The organism is Rhizobium mongolense subsp. loessense (assembly GCF_900099775.1).
Taxonomy (GTDB): Bacteria; Pseudomonadota; Alphaproteobacteria; order Rhizobiales; family Rhizobiaceae; genus Rhizobium; species Rhizobium loessense.
On the sequence record NZ_FMTM01000007.1, the window covers coordinates 50391 to 64685 of the forward strand.

The 14295-nt window shown below is 60.0% G+C and carries 13 protein-coding genes; 1 reads left to right on the plus strand and 12 read right to left on the minus strand.

The window, feature by feature from the left end; genetic code table 11:
• Window positions 1-15 precede the first annotated feature (15 nt).
• The 12 genes from BLP23_RS21370 to ybgC form a co-directional block, all read right to left on the minus strand.
• Window positions 16-840, minus strand: a complete 825-nt coding sequence (locus tag BLP23_RS21370) for a cytochrome c oxidase subunit II (RefSeq protein ID WP_092586829.1) — start codon at window positions 838-840, stop codon at window positions 16-18.
• A gap of 131 nt (window positions 841-971) precedes the next feature.
• Window positions 972-1358 (minus strand): c-type cytochrome, encoded by a 387-nt coding sequence (locus BLP23_RS21375; protein WP_092586830.1) that lies wholly within the window; start codon window positions 1356-1358, stop codon window positions 972-974.
• 232 nt (window positions 1359-1590) lie between these two features.
• Complete coding sequence (gene glmM / locus BLP23_RS21380; RefSeq protein ID WP_092586831.1) at window positions 1591-2943, minus strand: phosphoglucosamine mutase; 1353 nt, start codon at window positions 2941-2943, stop codon at window positions 1591-1593.
• Window positions 2944-3184: 241 nt separating this feature from the next.
• On the minus strand, window positions 3185-5116 hold the full coding sequence (gene ftsH, locus BLP23_RS21385) for an ATP-dependent zinc metalloprotease FtsH (protein ID WP_022715750.1): 1932 nt from the start codon (window positions 5114-5116) through the stop codon (window positions 3185-3187).
• A gap of 98 nt (window positions 5117-5214) precedes the next feature.
• On the minus strand, window positions 5215-6564 hold the full coding sequence (gene tilS, locus BLP23_RS21390; RefSeq protein WP_092586832.1) for a tRNA lysidine(34) synthetase TilS: 1350 nt from the start codon (window positions 6562-6564) through the stop codon (window positions 5215-5217).
• Between the two features lie 11 nt (window positions 6565-6575).
• The gene (gene ybgF / locus BLP23_RS21395; protein ID WP_092586833.1) at window positions 6576-7601 is read right to left on the minus strand and encodes a tol-pal system protein YbgF; all 1026 of its coding nucleotides are present in this window, start codon (window positions 7599-7601) and stop codon (window positions 6576-6578) included.
• A gap of 162 nt (window positions 7602-7763) precedes the next feature.
• Window positions 7764-8291, minus strand: a complete 528-nt coding sequence (gene pal, locus BLP23_RS21400; protein ID WP_022715753.1) for a peptidoglycan-associated lipoprotein Pal — start codon at window positions 8289-8291, stop codon at window positions 7764-7766.
• 155 nt (window positions 8292-8446) lie between these two features.
• Complete coding sequence (tolB, locus tag BLP23_RS21405) at window positions 8447-9757, minus strand: Tol-Pal system beta propeller repeat protein TolB (protein ID WP_092587046.1); 1311 nt, start codon at window positions 9755-9757, stop codon at window positions 8447-8449.
• Between the two features lie 21 nt (window positions 9758-9778).
• A complete protein-coding gene (locus tag BLP23_RS21410; RefSeq protein ID WP_092586834.1) occupies window positions 9779-10906 on the minus strand; it encodes a prolipoprotein diacylglyceryl transferase in 1128 nt (375 codons plus the stop codon).
• 8 nt (window positions 10907-10914) lie between these two features.
• Window positions 10915-11370 carry a protein TolR gene (gene tolR, locus BLP23_RS21415; protein WP_022715756.1) on the minus strand — a complete coding sequence of 152 codons (456 nt, stop codon included), beginning with the start codon at window positions 11368-11370 and terminating at the stop codon, window positions 10915-10917.
• Window positions 11371-11389: 19 nt separating this feature from the next.
• The gene (gene tolQ / locus BLP23_RS21420) at window positions 11390-12109 is read right to left on the minus strand and encodes a protein TolQ (protein WP_022715757.1); all 720 of its coding nucleotides are present in this window, start codon (window positions 12107-12109) and stop codon (window positions 11390-11392) included.
• A 394-nt stretch (window positions 12110-12503) separates the two neighbouring features.
• On the minus strand, window positions 12504-12959 hold the full coding sequence (ybgC, locus tag BLP23_RS21425) for a tol-pal system-associated acyl-CoA thioesterase (RefSeq protein ID WP_092586835.1): 456 nt from the start codon (window positions 12957-12959) through the stop codon (window positions 12504-12506).
• A gap of 115 nt (window positions 12960-13074) precedes the next feature.
• Here ybgC and BLP23_RS21430 point away from each other — a divergent pair, with 115 nt between their 5' ends.
• The gene (locus BLP23_RS21430; protein WP_092586836.1) at window positions 13075-14295 is read left to right on the plus strand and encodes an NAD-dependent epimerase/dehydratase family protein; all 1221 of its coding nucleotides are present in this window, start codon (window positions 13075-13077) and stop codon (window positions 14293-14295) included.

Sequence of the window (14295 nt, forward strand, 5' to 3'; positions counted from 1 at the left end):
TATTCCTCCGATAGGCTACTTCGCCTGTTCTGCCGGCTGGCCTTCCCCCGATGCCAGCATTTGGGTGAATGTCGTCTGCTCCGCCAGCCAGGCCTGGTAGGCGACTTCCTCATCGATCATGACCGTTCCGCGCATTTGCGAATGCCCGACGCCGCACAGCTCGGCGCAAAGAATTTCGAACGTTCCCGTGCGCGTCGGCGTAAACCAGAAATAGGTCACCATGCCGGGGATCATATCCATCTTCGCCCGAAACTCTGGCACGTAGAAATCATGAAGGACGTCGATCGAACGAAGCAGGACCTTGACCGGTTTGCCGATCGGCAGGTGCAATTCACCTCCCTCGACGATCACATCATCGAGCCCTGCGGTATCGTTCTTGTTCAGGCCAAGGGGATTTTCCGGACTGACCTCACGGGTATCGGACTTTCCCAGCCGCCCGTCTGCGCCCGGCATGCGGAAACTCCACTGCCACTGCTGAGCGACGACCTCGATCTGGTGCGCATCGGCGGGGACGGTGATGAACTGGTTCCACACGACGAGCCCAGGCGCGAGCATCGCGGCAACCCCGACGGAGGTTACCACCGCAAGCCATATCTCCAGCCGCCTGTTCTCCGGCTCATAGGCGGCCTGGTTTCCGGGTTTGTGCCGGAACCGGAACACGCAATAGGCCATGAAGGAACCCACCGCCACAAACACCAGACCGGTGATCGCAAAGGTGATCAGCAGGGTGTTGTCAATGTAGCTCCAGTTGGAGGCGATCGGCGTCCACCACCACGGGCTCAGCAAATGGAACACGACGGATCCCACGACCAGCAGAACCAGAACCAGCACGATAGCCATTGCCTGCTCCTTGAACCGTGACTTGCCACAGGGCGAAATCCGCAATCCGTCGGTGTATTTTTAGCATTATCTCACGAACAAGTCGTGTGGACAATGACCGGCGGAAGCGGCGCTGCGGTGACCGTCAGGCTCTATTGGGAAAACTGCTTGAGGTAAGCGATGAGATTGTTGATCTCGCTGTCGTCCTTCAGCCCGGCAAACACCATCTTCGTTCCCTTTATCTTTCCCTTGGGATCGTGGAGATATTCGCGCAGAGTTGCCTCGTCCCAAACGAGCCCGCCCTCGCCTGCTTTCTTCATTGCCGGAGAATAGCTGAAATTCGGATGTGTCGCCGCCTTCCTGCCGAGGATCCGGTTCAACGACGGGCCGACCTTGTTCTTGTCCGTATCGGCCACATGACATATGGCGCATTTTTTGAAAACAGTAGCGCCGGCCGTCGCATCGCCCTCCTGGGCGTTCACGCCAAAAGCAGGAAGCATGGCAACATATAAGCCGGCTAAAAGAACGCGATACCGCATGACAACCCAATCCTCCCAGGTTGCCTGAAACGACGGCCGGCGCCATCTTTCTATCGCAGTATGGCTTGCCGTGTTCTCGTCGCTGCAGGCGGGTGACACTTGTGCGATCAAGAAAAAGCTATGCCTCCACGCCGATAAGTCAATTCATCCAATAAGATTGTGCTGAAGCGAATGACGCGGGCAAAAAAAGCCGGCGCACTGGCGCCGGCTTGATTGATCATTCAAGGCAGAATTAAGCGGCGGTACGGACGCCGGAGATCGTGCCGATCAGCTCGTTGACAATGCGCTCGATCTGCGCCCGGTCGTCGCCTTCCGCCATGACGCGGATCAGCGGTTCGGTGCCGGAGGGACGGATGACGAGGCGGCCGTTCTTGGAAAGCTCGGCTTCGGCATCGGCGATTGCCTGTTGGACCTGGAGGTCTTCCAGCGGCTTGCCGCCGGAAATGCGGACATTGCGCAGAAGCTGCGGCACCGGCTCGAAGCGGCGGCAGACCTCGCTGACGGTCTTGCCAGTGCGCTTGACGGCCGCAAGAATCTGCAGCGCGGCAACAAGACCATCGCCGGTCGTGCCGTAGTCCGAGAGCACGATATGCCCGGACTGTTCACCGCCGACGTTGAAATTGTGCTGGCGCATGTGCTCGACGACATAGCGGTCGCCGACCTTGGTACGGGCAAGACCCATCCCCTTGCTTTCGAGAAAGCGTTCCAGGCCAAGGTTCGACATCACGGTCGCAACGATGCCGTTGCCGCGAAGCTGTTGGTTCTCCGCCCAGGTTTCGGCGATCACCGCCATCAGCTGGTCGCCGTCGACCATCGTGCCGTTTTCATCCACGATGATGACCCGATCGGCGTCGCCATCGAGCGCGATACCGATATCGGCCCGCACTTCGTCGACCTTCTTCTGCAAGGCGACGGGGCTGGTGGAACCACAGTTGAGATTGATGTTGATGCCGTTCGGCTCGTTGCCGATCGTAACGACATCGGCGCCGAGTTCCCAAAGCACGGCCGGTGCCACTTTATAGGCGGCACCATTGGCGCAGTCGATCGCAATCCTCAGACCCTGCAGCGTGACATCGCGCGGGAGCGTGCGCTTCGCATGCTCGATATAGCGGTCATGCACGCCATCGATGCGCTTGGCACGGCCGATGTCGTCGGACTTGGCAAGTTGCGTGTGGAGATCCTTATCCATCAAGTCTTCGATCTGCATTTCGATATCGTCGGAAAGCTTGTAGCCGTCGGGACCGAAGAGCTTGATGCCATTGTCCTCGTATGGATTGTGCGAGGCGGAAATCATGACGCCGATATCGGCACGCAGCGAACGCGTCAGCATAGCGACGGCGGGCGTCGGGATCGGGCCAAGAACGAATGCATCGACACCTGCGGCCGTGAAGCCCGCCACCATGGCATTTTCCAGCATATAGCCGGAGAGACGCGTGTCTTTACCGATGACCACGCGATGGCGGTGATTGCCGCGGCGGAAGATCGTACCGACTGCAATGCCGACCCGCATCGCCAGATCCGGCGTCATCGGGAAGATATTCGACTGCCCGCGAATGCCGTCTGTGCCGAAGTAACGTCTTTTCATATGCTCCCCTATGCTTTCAGCGCGCCAAGAAGGCAGCGCGTTGCGCCAAGCAATTCAAGCCGCAGAGACGATTTGCCCCAATACAAAGCCTCATTGCGGCCTCTTCATGATAGCGGCATGCCACAAATCCTAAGCGCCATCATGTAAATTACCAAGAAAATTGATTATATCCCGTTACCGACGGAAAAAGGCCGGATCTTCTGCTGGAAAATCCGGCCTTGTTCGTTCGAGTTGCTTTCCGTCAATGCGGCTGGGGCTCGAGCCCTGCTTCCGGCTCATCGCCCTTGGAAGCCGGGCGCGCGCCGGCTTTCGGCACGGCCGAGCCGCGGCTCGGCGGAGAGTCGTCGCCAAGGTCGCGAGCGGGCTTTTCACCGCGGAGCAGCGCCTTGATTTCCTCGCCGGTCAGCGTTTCGTACTCAAGCAGGCCTTCGGCAAGCGCGACGAAATCGTCGTGCTTTTCGGTGAGGATGTCGCGCGCCTGCGTGTATGCCTCGTCAATAAGCCGACGCACTTCGTTGTCGATCTTTTGAGCCGTGGCCTCGGAAACGTTCTTCGATTGCGACACGGAATGGCCGAGGAAGACCTCCTGCTGGTTTTCGCCATAGGCAACCTGACCGAGCTGGTCGGAAAAGCCCCACTGCGTGACCATGGCGCGGGCAAGCTTGGTTGCCTGCTCGATATCCGAAGACGCACCGGAGGTGATGTTCTCCTTGCCGAAGGTGAGTTCTTCCGCAACGCGGCCGCCCATCATGATGCAGAGGCGCGAGACCATCCACTTATAGCTCATCGAGTAGCGGTCGCCTTCGGGCAGCTGCATGACCATGCCGAGAGAACGGCCGCGCGGAATGATCGTTGCCTTGTGCAGCGGATCGGCGACGGCCACGTTGAGCGCCGTGATCGCATGTCCGGCTTCGTGATAGGCCGTGAGCTTCTTTTCCGCTTCGGTCATCGCCGAAGAGCGGCGCTCGGCGCCCATCATGATCTTGTCCTTGGCGTCTTCGAACTCCTGCATGGTGACGACGCGCTTGTTGCGACGTGCGGCCATCAGGGCGGCTTCGTTGACGAGGTTCATCAGGTCAGCACCGGAGAAGCCGGGCGTACCGCGGGCTAGAACCTTGAGGTCGACATTCGGCGCCAGCGGAACGTTGCGGGCATGTACCTTGAGGATGCGCTCGCGGCCGACGATATCCGGGTTCGGAACGACGACCTGGCGGTCGAAACGGCCCGGACGCAGCAGCGCGGGGTCGAGAACGTCAGGACGGTTGGTCGCGGCGATCAGGATGATGCCTTCATTGGCCTCGAAGCCGTCCATCTCGACCAGCAACTGGTTGAGCGTCTGTTCGCGTTCGTCGTTACCGCCGCCGAGACCGGCGCCACGATGACGGCCGACGGCGTCGATTTCGTCGATGAAGATGATACAGGGCGCATTCTTCTTCGCCTGCTCGAACATGTCGCGGACGCGACTTGCGCCGACGCCGACAAACATTTCGACGAAATCGGAACCCGAGATGGTGAAGAACGGAACGTTGGCTTCGCCGGCGACGGAGCGGGCGAGCAGCGTCTTACCGGTACCCGGAGGGCCGACAAGCAGCACGCCGCGCGGGATCTTGCCGCCGAGGCGCTGGAACTTCTGCGGATCGCGCAGGAATTCGACGATTTCTTCCAAGTCCTGCTTGGCTTCGTCGACGCCTGCAACGTCATCGAACGTGACGCGGCCATGCGCCTCCGTGAGCAGCTTGGCCTTCGATTTGCCGAAGCCCATCGCGCCGCGCGAGCCGCCTTGCATCTGCCGCATGAAGAACAGCCAGACGCCGAGAATGAGCAGCATCGGCAACAGCGTGCCGAGATAGCTCAGGAAGCCTGACGAACCATCGGTTTCAGGTCGGGCCGAAACCAGGACGTTCTTCGACTGCAGGCGCTCGAGCAGGTTGTCATCTATGACAGGAGAATAGGTCTGGAAGGTGGTGCCGTTTTCAACATAGCTTCCCGACACACGGTTGCCCGTGACGACGACTTCCTTGACGCGGCCCGCATCAACCTCACGCAGGAACTGCGAATAGGGTATGTCGCGCGAGCCGGTCTGCGCCGGCGTCGTCTGGAACATGCTGAAAAGGGCAATCAGCAGAAGCGCTATGATTGCCCACAAGGCGAAATTACGTAAGTTAGGGTTCATTGAACTCCCCAGCACTGCAACAACCGCCTCATGGCAGCCGTCTTATTTGGCTTCTAACATAGGGTTGCGCTGTGCCGTTGCCAAGGCGATACACTCTGTCAGATGGCTTTTCCGTCAATAAGACTTAAAGGCGGGCTTGGATAGGGGCGCATTCCAAAAGCCGCCGCGAGCCTTTCAGCAAAGATGAGATCAAATCGTGTCAAAAAGCGGTCGAACAGCGCAAAATAGCGCGTGAGACTGACATCGGGATGAGAATTCATGCACACGTTCGCGTCACCGGCGACTAAAATGCGTGGTTGCGCTGCCAAAGCCCGCTTGAGCGCAGCTTTGGGCAAATGCGCCGCCCGCCCCGGTTGGATTCCCGTGACAACCAAGGGGGTGGCGGACCGCGCGAGAACCGTCAGATCATACGACGAGCTATTCTCGATAACAAACCGGCCATCCCAAATGGCGTGCTCCCCAGGCGCAACGACCAGTGGCAAGATGCCGCGGCTTTCACGGGCAAGGTAAAGGCCGTCGCGTCTTAGATCGAGAACCGCTCTGCTTGCGGTCATGCGTCCGGGCATGCCGGCACTTACGAAAGCGAGAATGCGGTCCATCTGCATGCGGCCTGGCGCAAAGCGCTGTCCGCCAAAAACGGCCGCAAGACGGCCGAGCGCATAGCCGAGCACGTCCGGGGGCGCCTCAAGTCCCTTTCCCGCCACGCGGCCCAGCCCTTCGCACGGAAGCGTAAAATGACGGCCGAGCCATAGGGCCGCCTGTCGTGAAAGCTCCAAGCGGATATCGGCGCCGTAAGCTTCTGGCTCCGGGGCGCCCTCACCCGCCAATGCCGCGCGCGTCCGCACGCGCTCGTATTGCAGATCCTCATTGCTTGGATCATCGAGCCAAGGCACGGCTCGGGCCGAGAGAAATGCGCGGATATCGGCGCGCAGGCACGAAAGAAGCGGCCGGGCGATCCAGACCCGGCGCTCAAAGAGAACGGCATCGGCGATCCCGGTGGAGGGATTGCCGCTGCGCGCGCCGCGCATCGCTTGCGTCTCCCGCTGATCGTCCAGCGTATGCGCCGTCACGATGAGATTGGCGCCAAGTTCCTCCGCGGCACCTGCGAGCAGTTCGTAACGTGCCTCGCGGGCGGCCCCCATGATGCCGGTTTTTGGTTTGGGTTCGCGCCAGACACGGATCACATGGGCAATGCCGAGCGATTTGCATAAGGCTGCGACATGGCGCGCCTCATCTGCCGATTCTGCGCGCAGATCATGGTCGATCGTCGCCGCGCATAGGGAAATCTTGGAATTGGGTTCGGCCTTCAGCGCTTCCAAAAGGGCAAGAAGCAGACCGGTTGAATCGCTGCCGCCGGAGATCGCGACGAGAATGCGCGCTGGGCTTTCAAGCGAACGGAGAAAGCGGCGGACCGCTGCCTCGGGCGAAAGCACGATTTCCGGAGACAAACCGGAAATCCTCAGCAGGAGAGGCGCTTCTGTTCGCTCGCGACCTTGCTTATGACAGCGCGCGAAGCCTTCGGGTAACGCTTGGTGACTTCCTTGAGCGTCGCACAGGCGGTGTCGTTATTGTCGAGTGCTGCGAGCGACATGCCGAGCTTCAGCAGCATCTCGGGCGCCTTCTCGGAAGAGCCGTATTTCTTGTGGGCATTCAGGAAGGTCTTGGCGGCCTCATTGAACTTGCCTTGGGAATAGAGCGCCTCGCCCAGCCAGAAGTTGGCATCGGCAGCGCGGGCGCTTCCCGGATACTGCGCGATATACTGGGTGAACTGCTCTTCAGCAATCGCGTAGTCGCCGGAAAGGACGTGACCGTAAGCGGCCTTGTACTGATCGGTCTCGCTGCCGAGAGATGCGGTCTGCTGCGGCGACGTCCCGGCGTTCACGTCGGGAAGCGGCGCTGAACCGACCTCCGCGTTTTCATTCACGCTGCCGCCGATCGGATTGCCGTTCTGATCGAACTGGATCGAGCCAAGCTCCTGCGGCGGGCGGCCGAAACCGCTGTTCGACGGAACGTCGTTGGAGGGAGCCCTTTCGGCTCCCTCTGGTGTTTCGATGATCGTCGCGACATCATCGTTCTGGCGCTGGGGACGTGTCTCGGCCTGCCCCGAAGCCGGAGGCTGCAAATCGGCCTCGCTCTTCTTCGTGCTGCCCTTCGATCCAGCGGCACCGCCGCTCTTTTCCAGATCCTGGAAGCGGAATTCGTTGTCTTCCTGCGTCTTGCGCAGCGATTCCTGCATCTGCAGGATCTGGAAGCTCATTTCCTCGATGCGGCCGTTCAGCTGGCGCAGCTGCTCTTCGAGTTGCTGCACGCGCATTTCGGCGCTGCTGCTCTGCACGTTGACGGCCGGCGGCGTCTGGGTCTGCGTCTGGCTCTGCGCAGGCTTGCCGCCAAAGTTCATGCCGAGAAACGAAGCGGAATAAGCCGCTCGCTCGGTTCCGGTAACGGCCGCGAGGCAGAGCAAGCCTGCCACGACAAGTTTCTTCATAGGTTTCGTCCTGTCCCAGTGATTCTTCGCGCCTGGATGGCACGAACAGGAGATTTTTCCAATTACCTTCAAAAAGCAACGGAGTCTGGCCAAAGTGTGTTCAAAAAGAAAAGGCGGCCCGCGAAGGAGCCGCCTTTCCGCAACACAATATATTTGAGAGGATTACATACCGGCGCCGCCGAGAACAGTGACTGCACGGCGGTTCTGCGACCAGCAGGAAATATCGTCGCAGACGGCGACCGGACGTTCCTTGCCGTAGGAGATCGTCTTCATGCGCTGAGCCGGAACGCCGCGCGAAGCAAGGTAATCCTTGGTGGCGGCAGCACGGCGGGCGCCGAGAGCGAGGTTGTATTCGCGCGTGCCGCGCTCGTCGGCATGGCCTTCGACGGTGATCGCATAGTTCGGATAGCGAGCCAGCCACTGTGCCTGGCGGTCGAGGGTCTGGGCAGCGTCGGCACGGATCGAGGTAGAGTCAGTGTCAAAGAAGATGCGGTCGCCGACGTTGACGGTGAAGTCCTGAGCCGAACCCGGCGTTGCCGCACCTGCACCGAGGCCGAGCTCGCCAGCGCTGTTCGGCGTCTTCTTGTTGGCGCAGCCAGCAAGCGCCAGACCGGCAACGAGTGCGATCATGACAGGGTTGCGGGCGAAATTCTGCATGCGGCTCATTGCCGGGGTGTGAATTCGGCTCATGGCCGGGTCTCCTTGCGATTTATCAGGGTTGCCGGACTGTAACCGTACTCGGTTAATCGGCGCTCAAGAAGTATGGTTAATAATTTATTGATTGTCCCTGCATCGGCCAATTCCAGCTCTTTGCGGCGACAAGAAGGCGAAATCTGGCCCATCCACTACTCAAGCAGCGGCGACCAGGCCGGGTCGGATGCGTAGGTGGGCGTCTTGATGACCTGCTCGTTGTAACCCGTCAGATCGATCGAATAGAGCTGCGGGCCGCCTGCACCGGCTGGCTGGCGGAAGAACATCAGCACACGCCCGTTCGGCGCCCAGGTCGGACCTTCGTTGTGAAAGCCCGTAGTCAGGATGCGCTCGCCCGAACCGTCCGGCTTCATCACGCCGATCGAGAATTTCCCGCCCGATTGCTTGGTGAAGGCGATCAGATCGCCGCGTGGCGACCAGACCGGCGTCGAATAGTTGCCGTCGCCGAAGGAGATACGCGTCTGGCCGGAGCCGTCGGCATTCATCACGTAAATCTGCTGCTTGCCGCCGCGGTCGCTTTCGAAAACGATCCGGCCGCCATCCGGCGAATAGGATGGCGATGTATCGATCGCGGCTGTCGAGGTCAGGCGCGTCGTCGTGCGCGATCGCAGATCCATCGTGTAAATATTGGCGTTACCTTCCTGCTGAAGGCTCATTACCACTTTTTGGCCATCCGGCGAGAAGCGCGGCGAAAAGGTCATGCCCGGGAAGTTGCCGACAACTTCACGCTGTCCGGTTTCGAGCTGCAGCAGGTAGACGCGCGGCTGCTGGTTGGCGAAGGACATGTAGGTCACTTCCTGCCGGTTCGGCGAGAAGCGCGGCGTCAGAACGAGGTCGCTGCCATCCGTCAGCGTGCGCACGTTGAAGCCGTCCTGGTCCATGATCGCGAGCTGGCGTTTGCGCTGCTGCTTCGTGCCAGACTCGGAGACAAAGACGACGCGGGTATCGAAATAGCCCTCTTCGCCGGTGATCTGCTTGTAGATCGCGTCGGCAATGATGTGGGCAACGCGGCGCCAGTTTTCCGGCTGCGTGTAGAATTGCTGGCCGGTCATCTGCTGACCAGCGAAGGAATCCCAGAGACGGAACTCGGCGCGAAGACGGCCATCGCCTTCCTGCGTGACGCGGCCGGTGACGAGCGCCTGCGCGTTGATGACCTTCCAGTCCTCGAAGCGCGGTGCGGCATCGGGGTTGGAAATCTTCTCGATGAAGGCGTTCTTGTTGATCGGCGCAAAGAGGCCGGAACGCTGCAGATCGGCGGCGATCACCTGAGAGACCTGCGCGCCCATGTCGCCCTGCAGGAAATCGGTAATGGCGATCGGCAGCGGCTCGACGTTACCCTTGTTGATGTTGATCTCGACAAGCGCGTGCGCAGGCGTCGCGACAGCCGCCGTCACAGCCATGCCGAGAGCCACCATGAAGGCGCGGATGAGGGAACACTTGGTCATGAGGAGCAAGCCTTTCAGCATTTAAAGGGCCATCTGACTGGGGTCGAAGTTCACGATGACTTCGCTCCACGCGTCATATTTGTCTTTCGGAAGGTTGGTGAACGGCGCAGACCGCTTGACGGCACGATAGGCACCGCCGGCAAGTGCACGGCGTGTGGATTCGTTGCCGCCGGTCGCTTCGACCTCGGGATCTCCGATGATCTCGCCATTCTCGTCCAGCTTCATGTGCACGGTGATGCGGACCTGGTCCATGTCCGCAAGGCCGGGAATGATCTGCCAGTTGCCGGCAATCGCATTGCGCAGTGCATCCATCTCGCTCATGCTGAGCTTGGCGCCGGTGTTATTCGACTTCTTCGCGCCCAGAGAAGCGACTTCGGTCGAGCGCTTGGCGCCACCGTTGGAGGGCTCCTGCTTGTTCAGCAGTGCTGCGATGTCGTCGGCGTTGAAATCGCTCTGCTTGGAGGACGAGGCCTTCGCCTTTTCCTGGGCCTTGTCGGCTTTCTTCTTGTCCGGCTGCTTGTCAGCCGTCTTCTGCTGGTCCTGCGCTTTTTCCGGCGGCTTTTCAGCGGGTTTCTGCTCGGGCGGTTTCACCTGCGGCTTGGCGACCGGCGTCGGAACATTGTCCGGCAGCGCTTCGGCTTCCGGCTTCGGCGGCTCGGCCTGTTCGGCAGGCATTTCTTCCGGCTTCGGCGGGGTCGGCGCAATTTCCGGCTTGGTTTCTGGAATCGATGCGACTTCCTTCGGCTCATCGACCACCGTGTCCTCCTTCATGATCTCCTTAACCTCGTTGGGGACGGGATCATTCTGGGGAAGCGGCTTCTCGGCGGCTTTCGGCGCGGCAGTGCTTTCGTTGTTGTTGGGCTTGGCGTTCGGGATCGGCGGCGTCTTCAGATCGATCTTGTTGTCGCCGAGGTTTTCGGCGTCTGCAACATCGGCGGGTTTTGACGTCGGCTTCGGCGCCGGCTTGTCGTTGGGCTTTGCCGTCTTGTCACCCTGCTGCATCTGGGTGATGGATTCAACCGGCACCAGATCGACCGGCATCGCTTCGAAATCATCGACCTTGAACGATTCCGGCGAACCAATGGTCACCAGAGCCGCGGCGAGCACCAAGCCGTGCAGAACAGCAGATGTGACGACGCTGGTCTTCATCTTGCTTTCTACTGGTCCTTCTTCTGCTGCGTGACGAGACCGATATTCTTGAAGCCCGCGCCCTGGATGCGCGCCATGACGTCGGCGATCACGCCGTAGGGCGCCGTCGCATCACCACGCACGAAGATGCGTTCATTGTAGCCGGTGGTCGCGATCGCTTCGAGCTTGGCGGCGATCTCTTCGGCCGGGATCGGCGTTTCCTGCAGGAACACCGCACCGTCATTCTTGACGGAAATAGTGATCGGCTGCGTTTCGGAATTGAGCGCCTTGGCTTGCGTTTCCGGCAGGTCGATCGGCACGCCGACGGTCATCATCGGGGCCGCCACCATGAAGATGATGAGCAGCACGAGCATGACGTCGACGAGCGGCGTCACGTTGATCTCGGAAATAACACCCTTGTTCCGGCCACCACGGCGGCGGCGTCCTCCGCCTCCGCCGTTATTGCCTCCAACAGCCATACCCATAATCGTGTACTCCGTTGGTTTACTGCGCGGCCTGACGCGGCTGCAGCTTCTCGTCGATCTGGCGCGAAAGTATGGCGGAGAATTCGTCCGCAAAGCCTTCCATGCGACCGGAGAGTTTGCCGGCATCCGCGGAGAACTTGTTGTAGGCGATAACCGCCGGGATAGCTGCAACGAGGCCGATCGCGGTGGCGAGAAGCGCCTCGGCGATACCGGGGGCAACGACGGCAAGATTGGTCGACTTCGAACCGGCGATTGCCTGGAACGAAGTCATGATACCGACGACCGTACCGAAGAGACCGATGAACGGACCAGCCGAACCGATCGTCGCGAGCGACCCGAGGCGGGCGGAAAGATATTCGGTTTCACGGGCGAGCGTCACATCCATTGCCCGGTCGATACGCATCTGCAGGCCGATCGGCGAGCGTGCGCCGCGCTCGAAGGACTTCTTCCACTCGCGCATGGCTGCGACGAAGATCGAAGCAAGCCCGGTATTGTTGCGCTCGGAAAGTGTCCTGTAGAGCTCTTCCAGCGACTGACCCGACCAGAAAACCTGTTCGAACTTGTCGAACTGTCGCCGGGCACGTCCATAGGCCAGATATTTGTCGATGACAATCGCCCAGGTCCAGACGGAGGCTGCTATCAGCCCGAGCATGACCAGCTTGACGACGATGCCTGCCTGCATGAACAGCGACCAGAGGCTGACGTCGGCCGTTGCTGCTGCCAATCCTACTTGTTCCATTTATCAAAATCCCCGAATCCAAACGCCCGGTGCTTGACCGGGCGGCACAGAAAGTGATCTCGCAAGAATTGCTTGGCGACCGCCGCCCAAAGCCCTGGTCAAGCTTAAAGCTCTTCTTCCGCCTTCCTTGCCGTCAAATTTGGTCAAAGGAAGGCGTGCACCGCACAATCTCTGACTTTCAGAGTAAGACACTATTATGGTTAATAGATCGTTAGTGCCAGAGTATGACGGCAAAGCTTTAGCAGCTGAATTTTTCTTCCCGGCTTGGCACGAAGAGACCGAAGTCCGACGACGGAATACCCACGCAATCCTTGCAACGCCGAATTCCTTCACATAAAAGTCATGTTTTTGCAAGGCTTGCGTTTGGTCATTCCAGCGTGTCTCGGATGCATCTTCAGCCCTCCTGCGTCTCGATTTGCATCTGCTTTGCCAGCGTCTCGGGCAACCGCCGCGGTCTTCCCTTCGCGTTGATGACGGCAATGATGACCTTGGCGGCGATAAGCGGCGTTTCGCCACGGCGGATGTCCTGTTGCAGCACCATCTTCGCGCCGCCTGCCTTCTCGGTGCGCGTGACGATGGTAAGGACATCGTCCATGCGCGCCGGATTCCTGAAGTCGATCTCCATGCGGTGAACGACGAAAACGAGCCCTTCCTCGTCGGCGGTGATCAACTCGCGCTGCTCGACGCCCAGGCAGCGAAGGTAGTCGGTGCGGCCGCGCTCGAGGAAATGCAGATAGCGCGCGTGATAGACAAGACCGGAAAAATCGGTGTCCTCGTAATAGACGCGCTGGATCAGTTGGTGGCCCGTCTCCGTCAGTGCGCCAGAAATCGAAAAGCCGTTATCCGCCATAATTTTCTCCAAACTCGCATGCCTGTTGGCGAGGCGCAGCAATGCCCTACCTTTGAACAATCGTCACAGTACTTGAGTATTCCCGATAGTGGATGAGCATACAGGAGGCAATGCGATGAAGATTGCGGTGATGGGCGGAGATGGGTTCATTGGCTGGCCGACATCACTGCATCTCTCGGACGCGGGGCACGACGTCCACATTCTCGACAATCTCTCGCGGCGCTGGATCGACACCGAACTCGGCGTGCAATCGCTGACGCCGATGGATTCCATTCAGGAGCGAACCCGCATCTGGCATGCCGAAACCGGGCGGCGCATCCATTTCAATCTGATCGACCTCGCCAAGGACTACGAGCTTCTCAAGAAGTGGCTTGCCGAAAACCGGCCGGACGCCATCGTCCATTTCGCCGAGCAGCGCGCAGCACCCTATTCGATGAAGAGCGACCGGCACAAGAACTACACCGTCAACAACAATGTCAGCGCTACGCATAACCTTTTGAATGCGCTCGTCGAATTACAGCTCGACGCCCATCTGATCCACCTCGGCACGATGGGCGTCTACGGCTATTCGACAGTCGGCGCCGCGATTCCCGAAGGCTACCTGACCGTCGGCGTCGAAACGGCGGATGGCGACATGGCGCAACAGGAAATCCTCTATCCGTCCAATCCCGGCTCGATCTACCATATGACCAAGTGCCTGGATCAACTGCTCCTGCAGTTCTATGCGAAGAACGATGCCCTGCGCATCACTGACCTGCACCAGGGCATCGTATGGGGCACCCACACGGAGCAGACCTGCCGCCATCCCCAGTTGATCAACCGTTTCGACTATGACGGCGATTACGGCACCGTGCTGAACCGCTTTCTCATCCAGGCCGCGATCGGTTACCCGCTGACCGTGCACGGCACAGGCGGTCAGACGCGCGCCTTCATCCATATCCAGGATTCGGTTCGCTGCATCGAGCTTGCGCTGAAGAATCCACCTGCGCACGGCTCCCGTGTCGAAATCTTCAACCAGATGACCGAGACGCATCGTGTGCGCGATCTTGCCGAGATGATCGCCAGGATGAGCGGCGCGAAGATCGCCTGGCTTCCCAATCCGCGCAAGGAAGCGCCGGAAAACGATCTGATCGTCAGGAACGAGAAATTCCGCGATCTGGGGCTCGATCCGATCACGCTCGAGGCGGGTCTGCTCAGCGAGATCGTCGACGTCGCCAGGAAATTCGCTTATCGCGTCGACCGCTCCCGCGTTCCCGCCGTCTCCGCGTGGACGAAGGACATCGCCGCCACGATCGACCGCGACCCGGAAGGCAAGCGGCTGAAATCGGTGTCGTGA

Excerpts from the sequence above, each read along its gene's own strand:
- ybgF (WP_092586833.1), bottom strand. The coding sequence starts at position 7,601 with ATGAAGAAACTTGTCGTGGCAGGCTTGCTCTGCCTCGCGGCCGTTACC.
- ybgC (WP_092586835.1), bottom strand. The coding sequence starts at position 12,959 with ATGGCGGATAACGGCTTTTCGATTTCTGGCGCACTGACGGAGACGGGC.
- ftsH (WP_022715750.1), bottom strand. The coding sequence starts at position 5,116 with ATGAACCCTAACTTACGTAATTTCGCCTTGTGGGCAATCATAGCGCTT.
- BLP23_RS21410 (WP_092586834.1), bottom strand. The coding sequence starts at position 10,906 with ATGAAGACCAGCGTCGTCACATCTGCTGTTCTGCACGGCTTGGTGCTC.
- tolR (WP_022715756.1), bottom strand. The coding sequence starts at position 11,370 with ATGGGTATGGCTGTTGGAGGCAATAACGGCGGAGGCGGAGGACGCCGC.
- tolB (WP_092587046.1), bottom strand. The coding sequence starts at position 9,757 with ATGACCAAGTGTTCCCTCATCCGCGCCTTCATGGTGGCTCTCGGCATG.
- BLP23_RS21370 (WP_092586829.1), bottom strand. The coding sequence starts at position 840 with ATGGCTATCGTGCTGGTTCTGGTTCTGCTGGTCGTGGGATCCGTCGTG.
- BLP23_RS21375 (WP_092586830.1), bottom strand. The coding sequence starts at position 1,358 with ATGCGGTATCGCGTTCTTTTAGCCGGCTTATATGTTGCCATGCTTCCT.
- pal (WP_022715753.1), bottom strand. The coding sequence starts at position 8,291 with ATGAGCCGAATTCACACCCCGGCAATGAGCCGCATGCAGAATTTCGCC.
- BLP23_RS21430 (WP_092586836.1), top strand. The coding sequence starts at position 13,075 with ATGAAGATTGCGGTGATGGGCGGAGATGGGTTCATTGGCTGGCCGACA.
- glmM (WP_092586831.1), bottom strand. The coding sequence starts at position 2,943 with ATGAAAAGACGTTACTTCGGCACAGACGGCATTCGCGGGCAGTCGAAT.
- tolQ (WP_022715757.1), bottom strand. The coding sequence starts at position 12,109 with ATGGAACAAGTAGGATTGGCAGCAGCAACGGCCGACGTCAGCCTCTGG.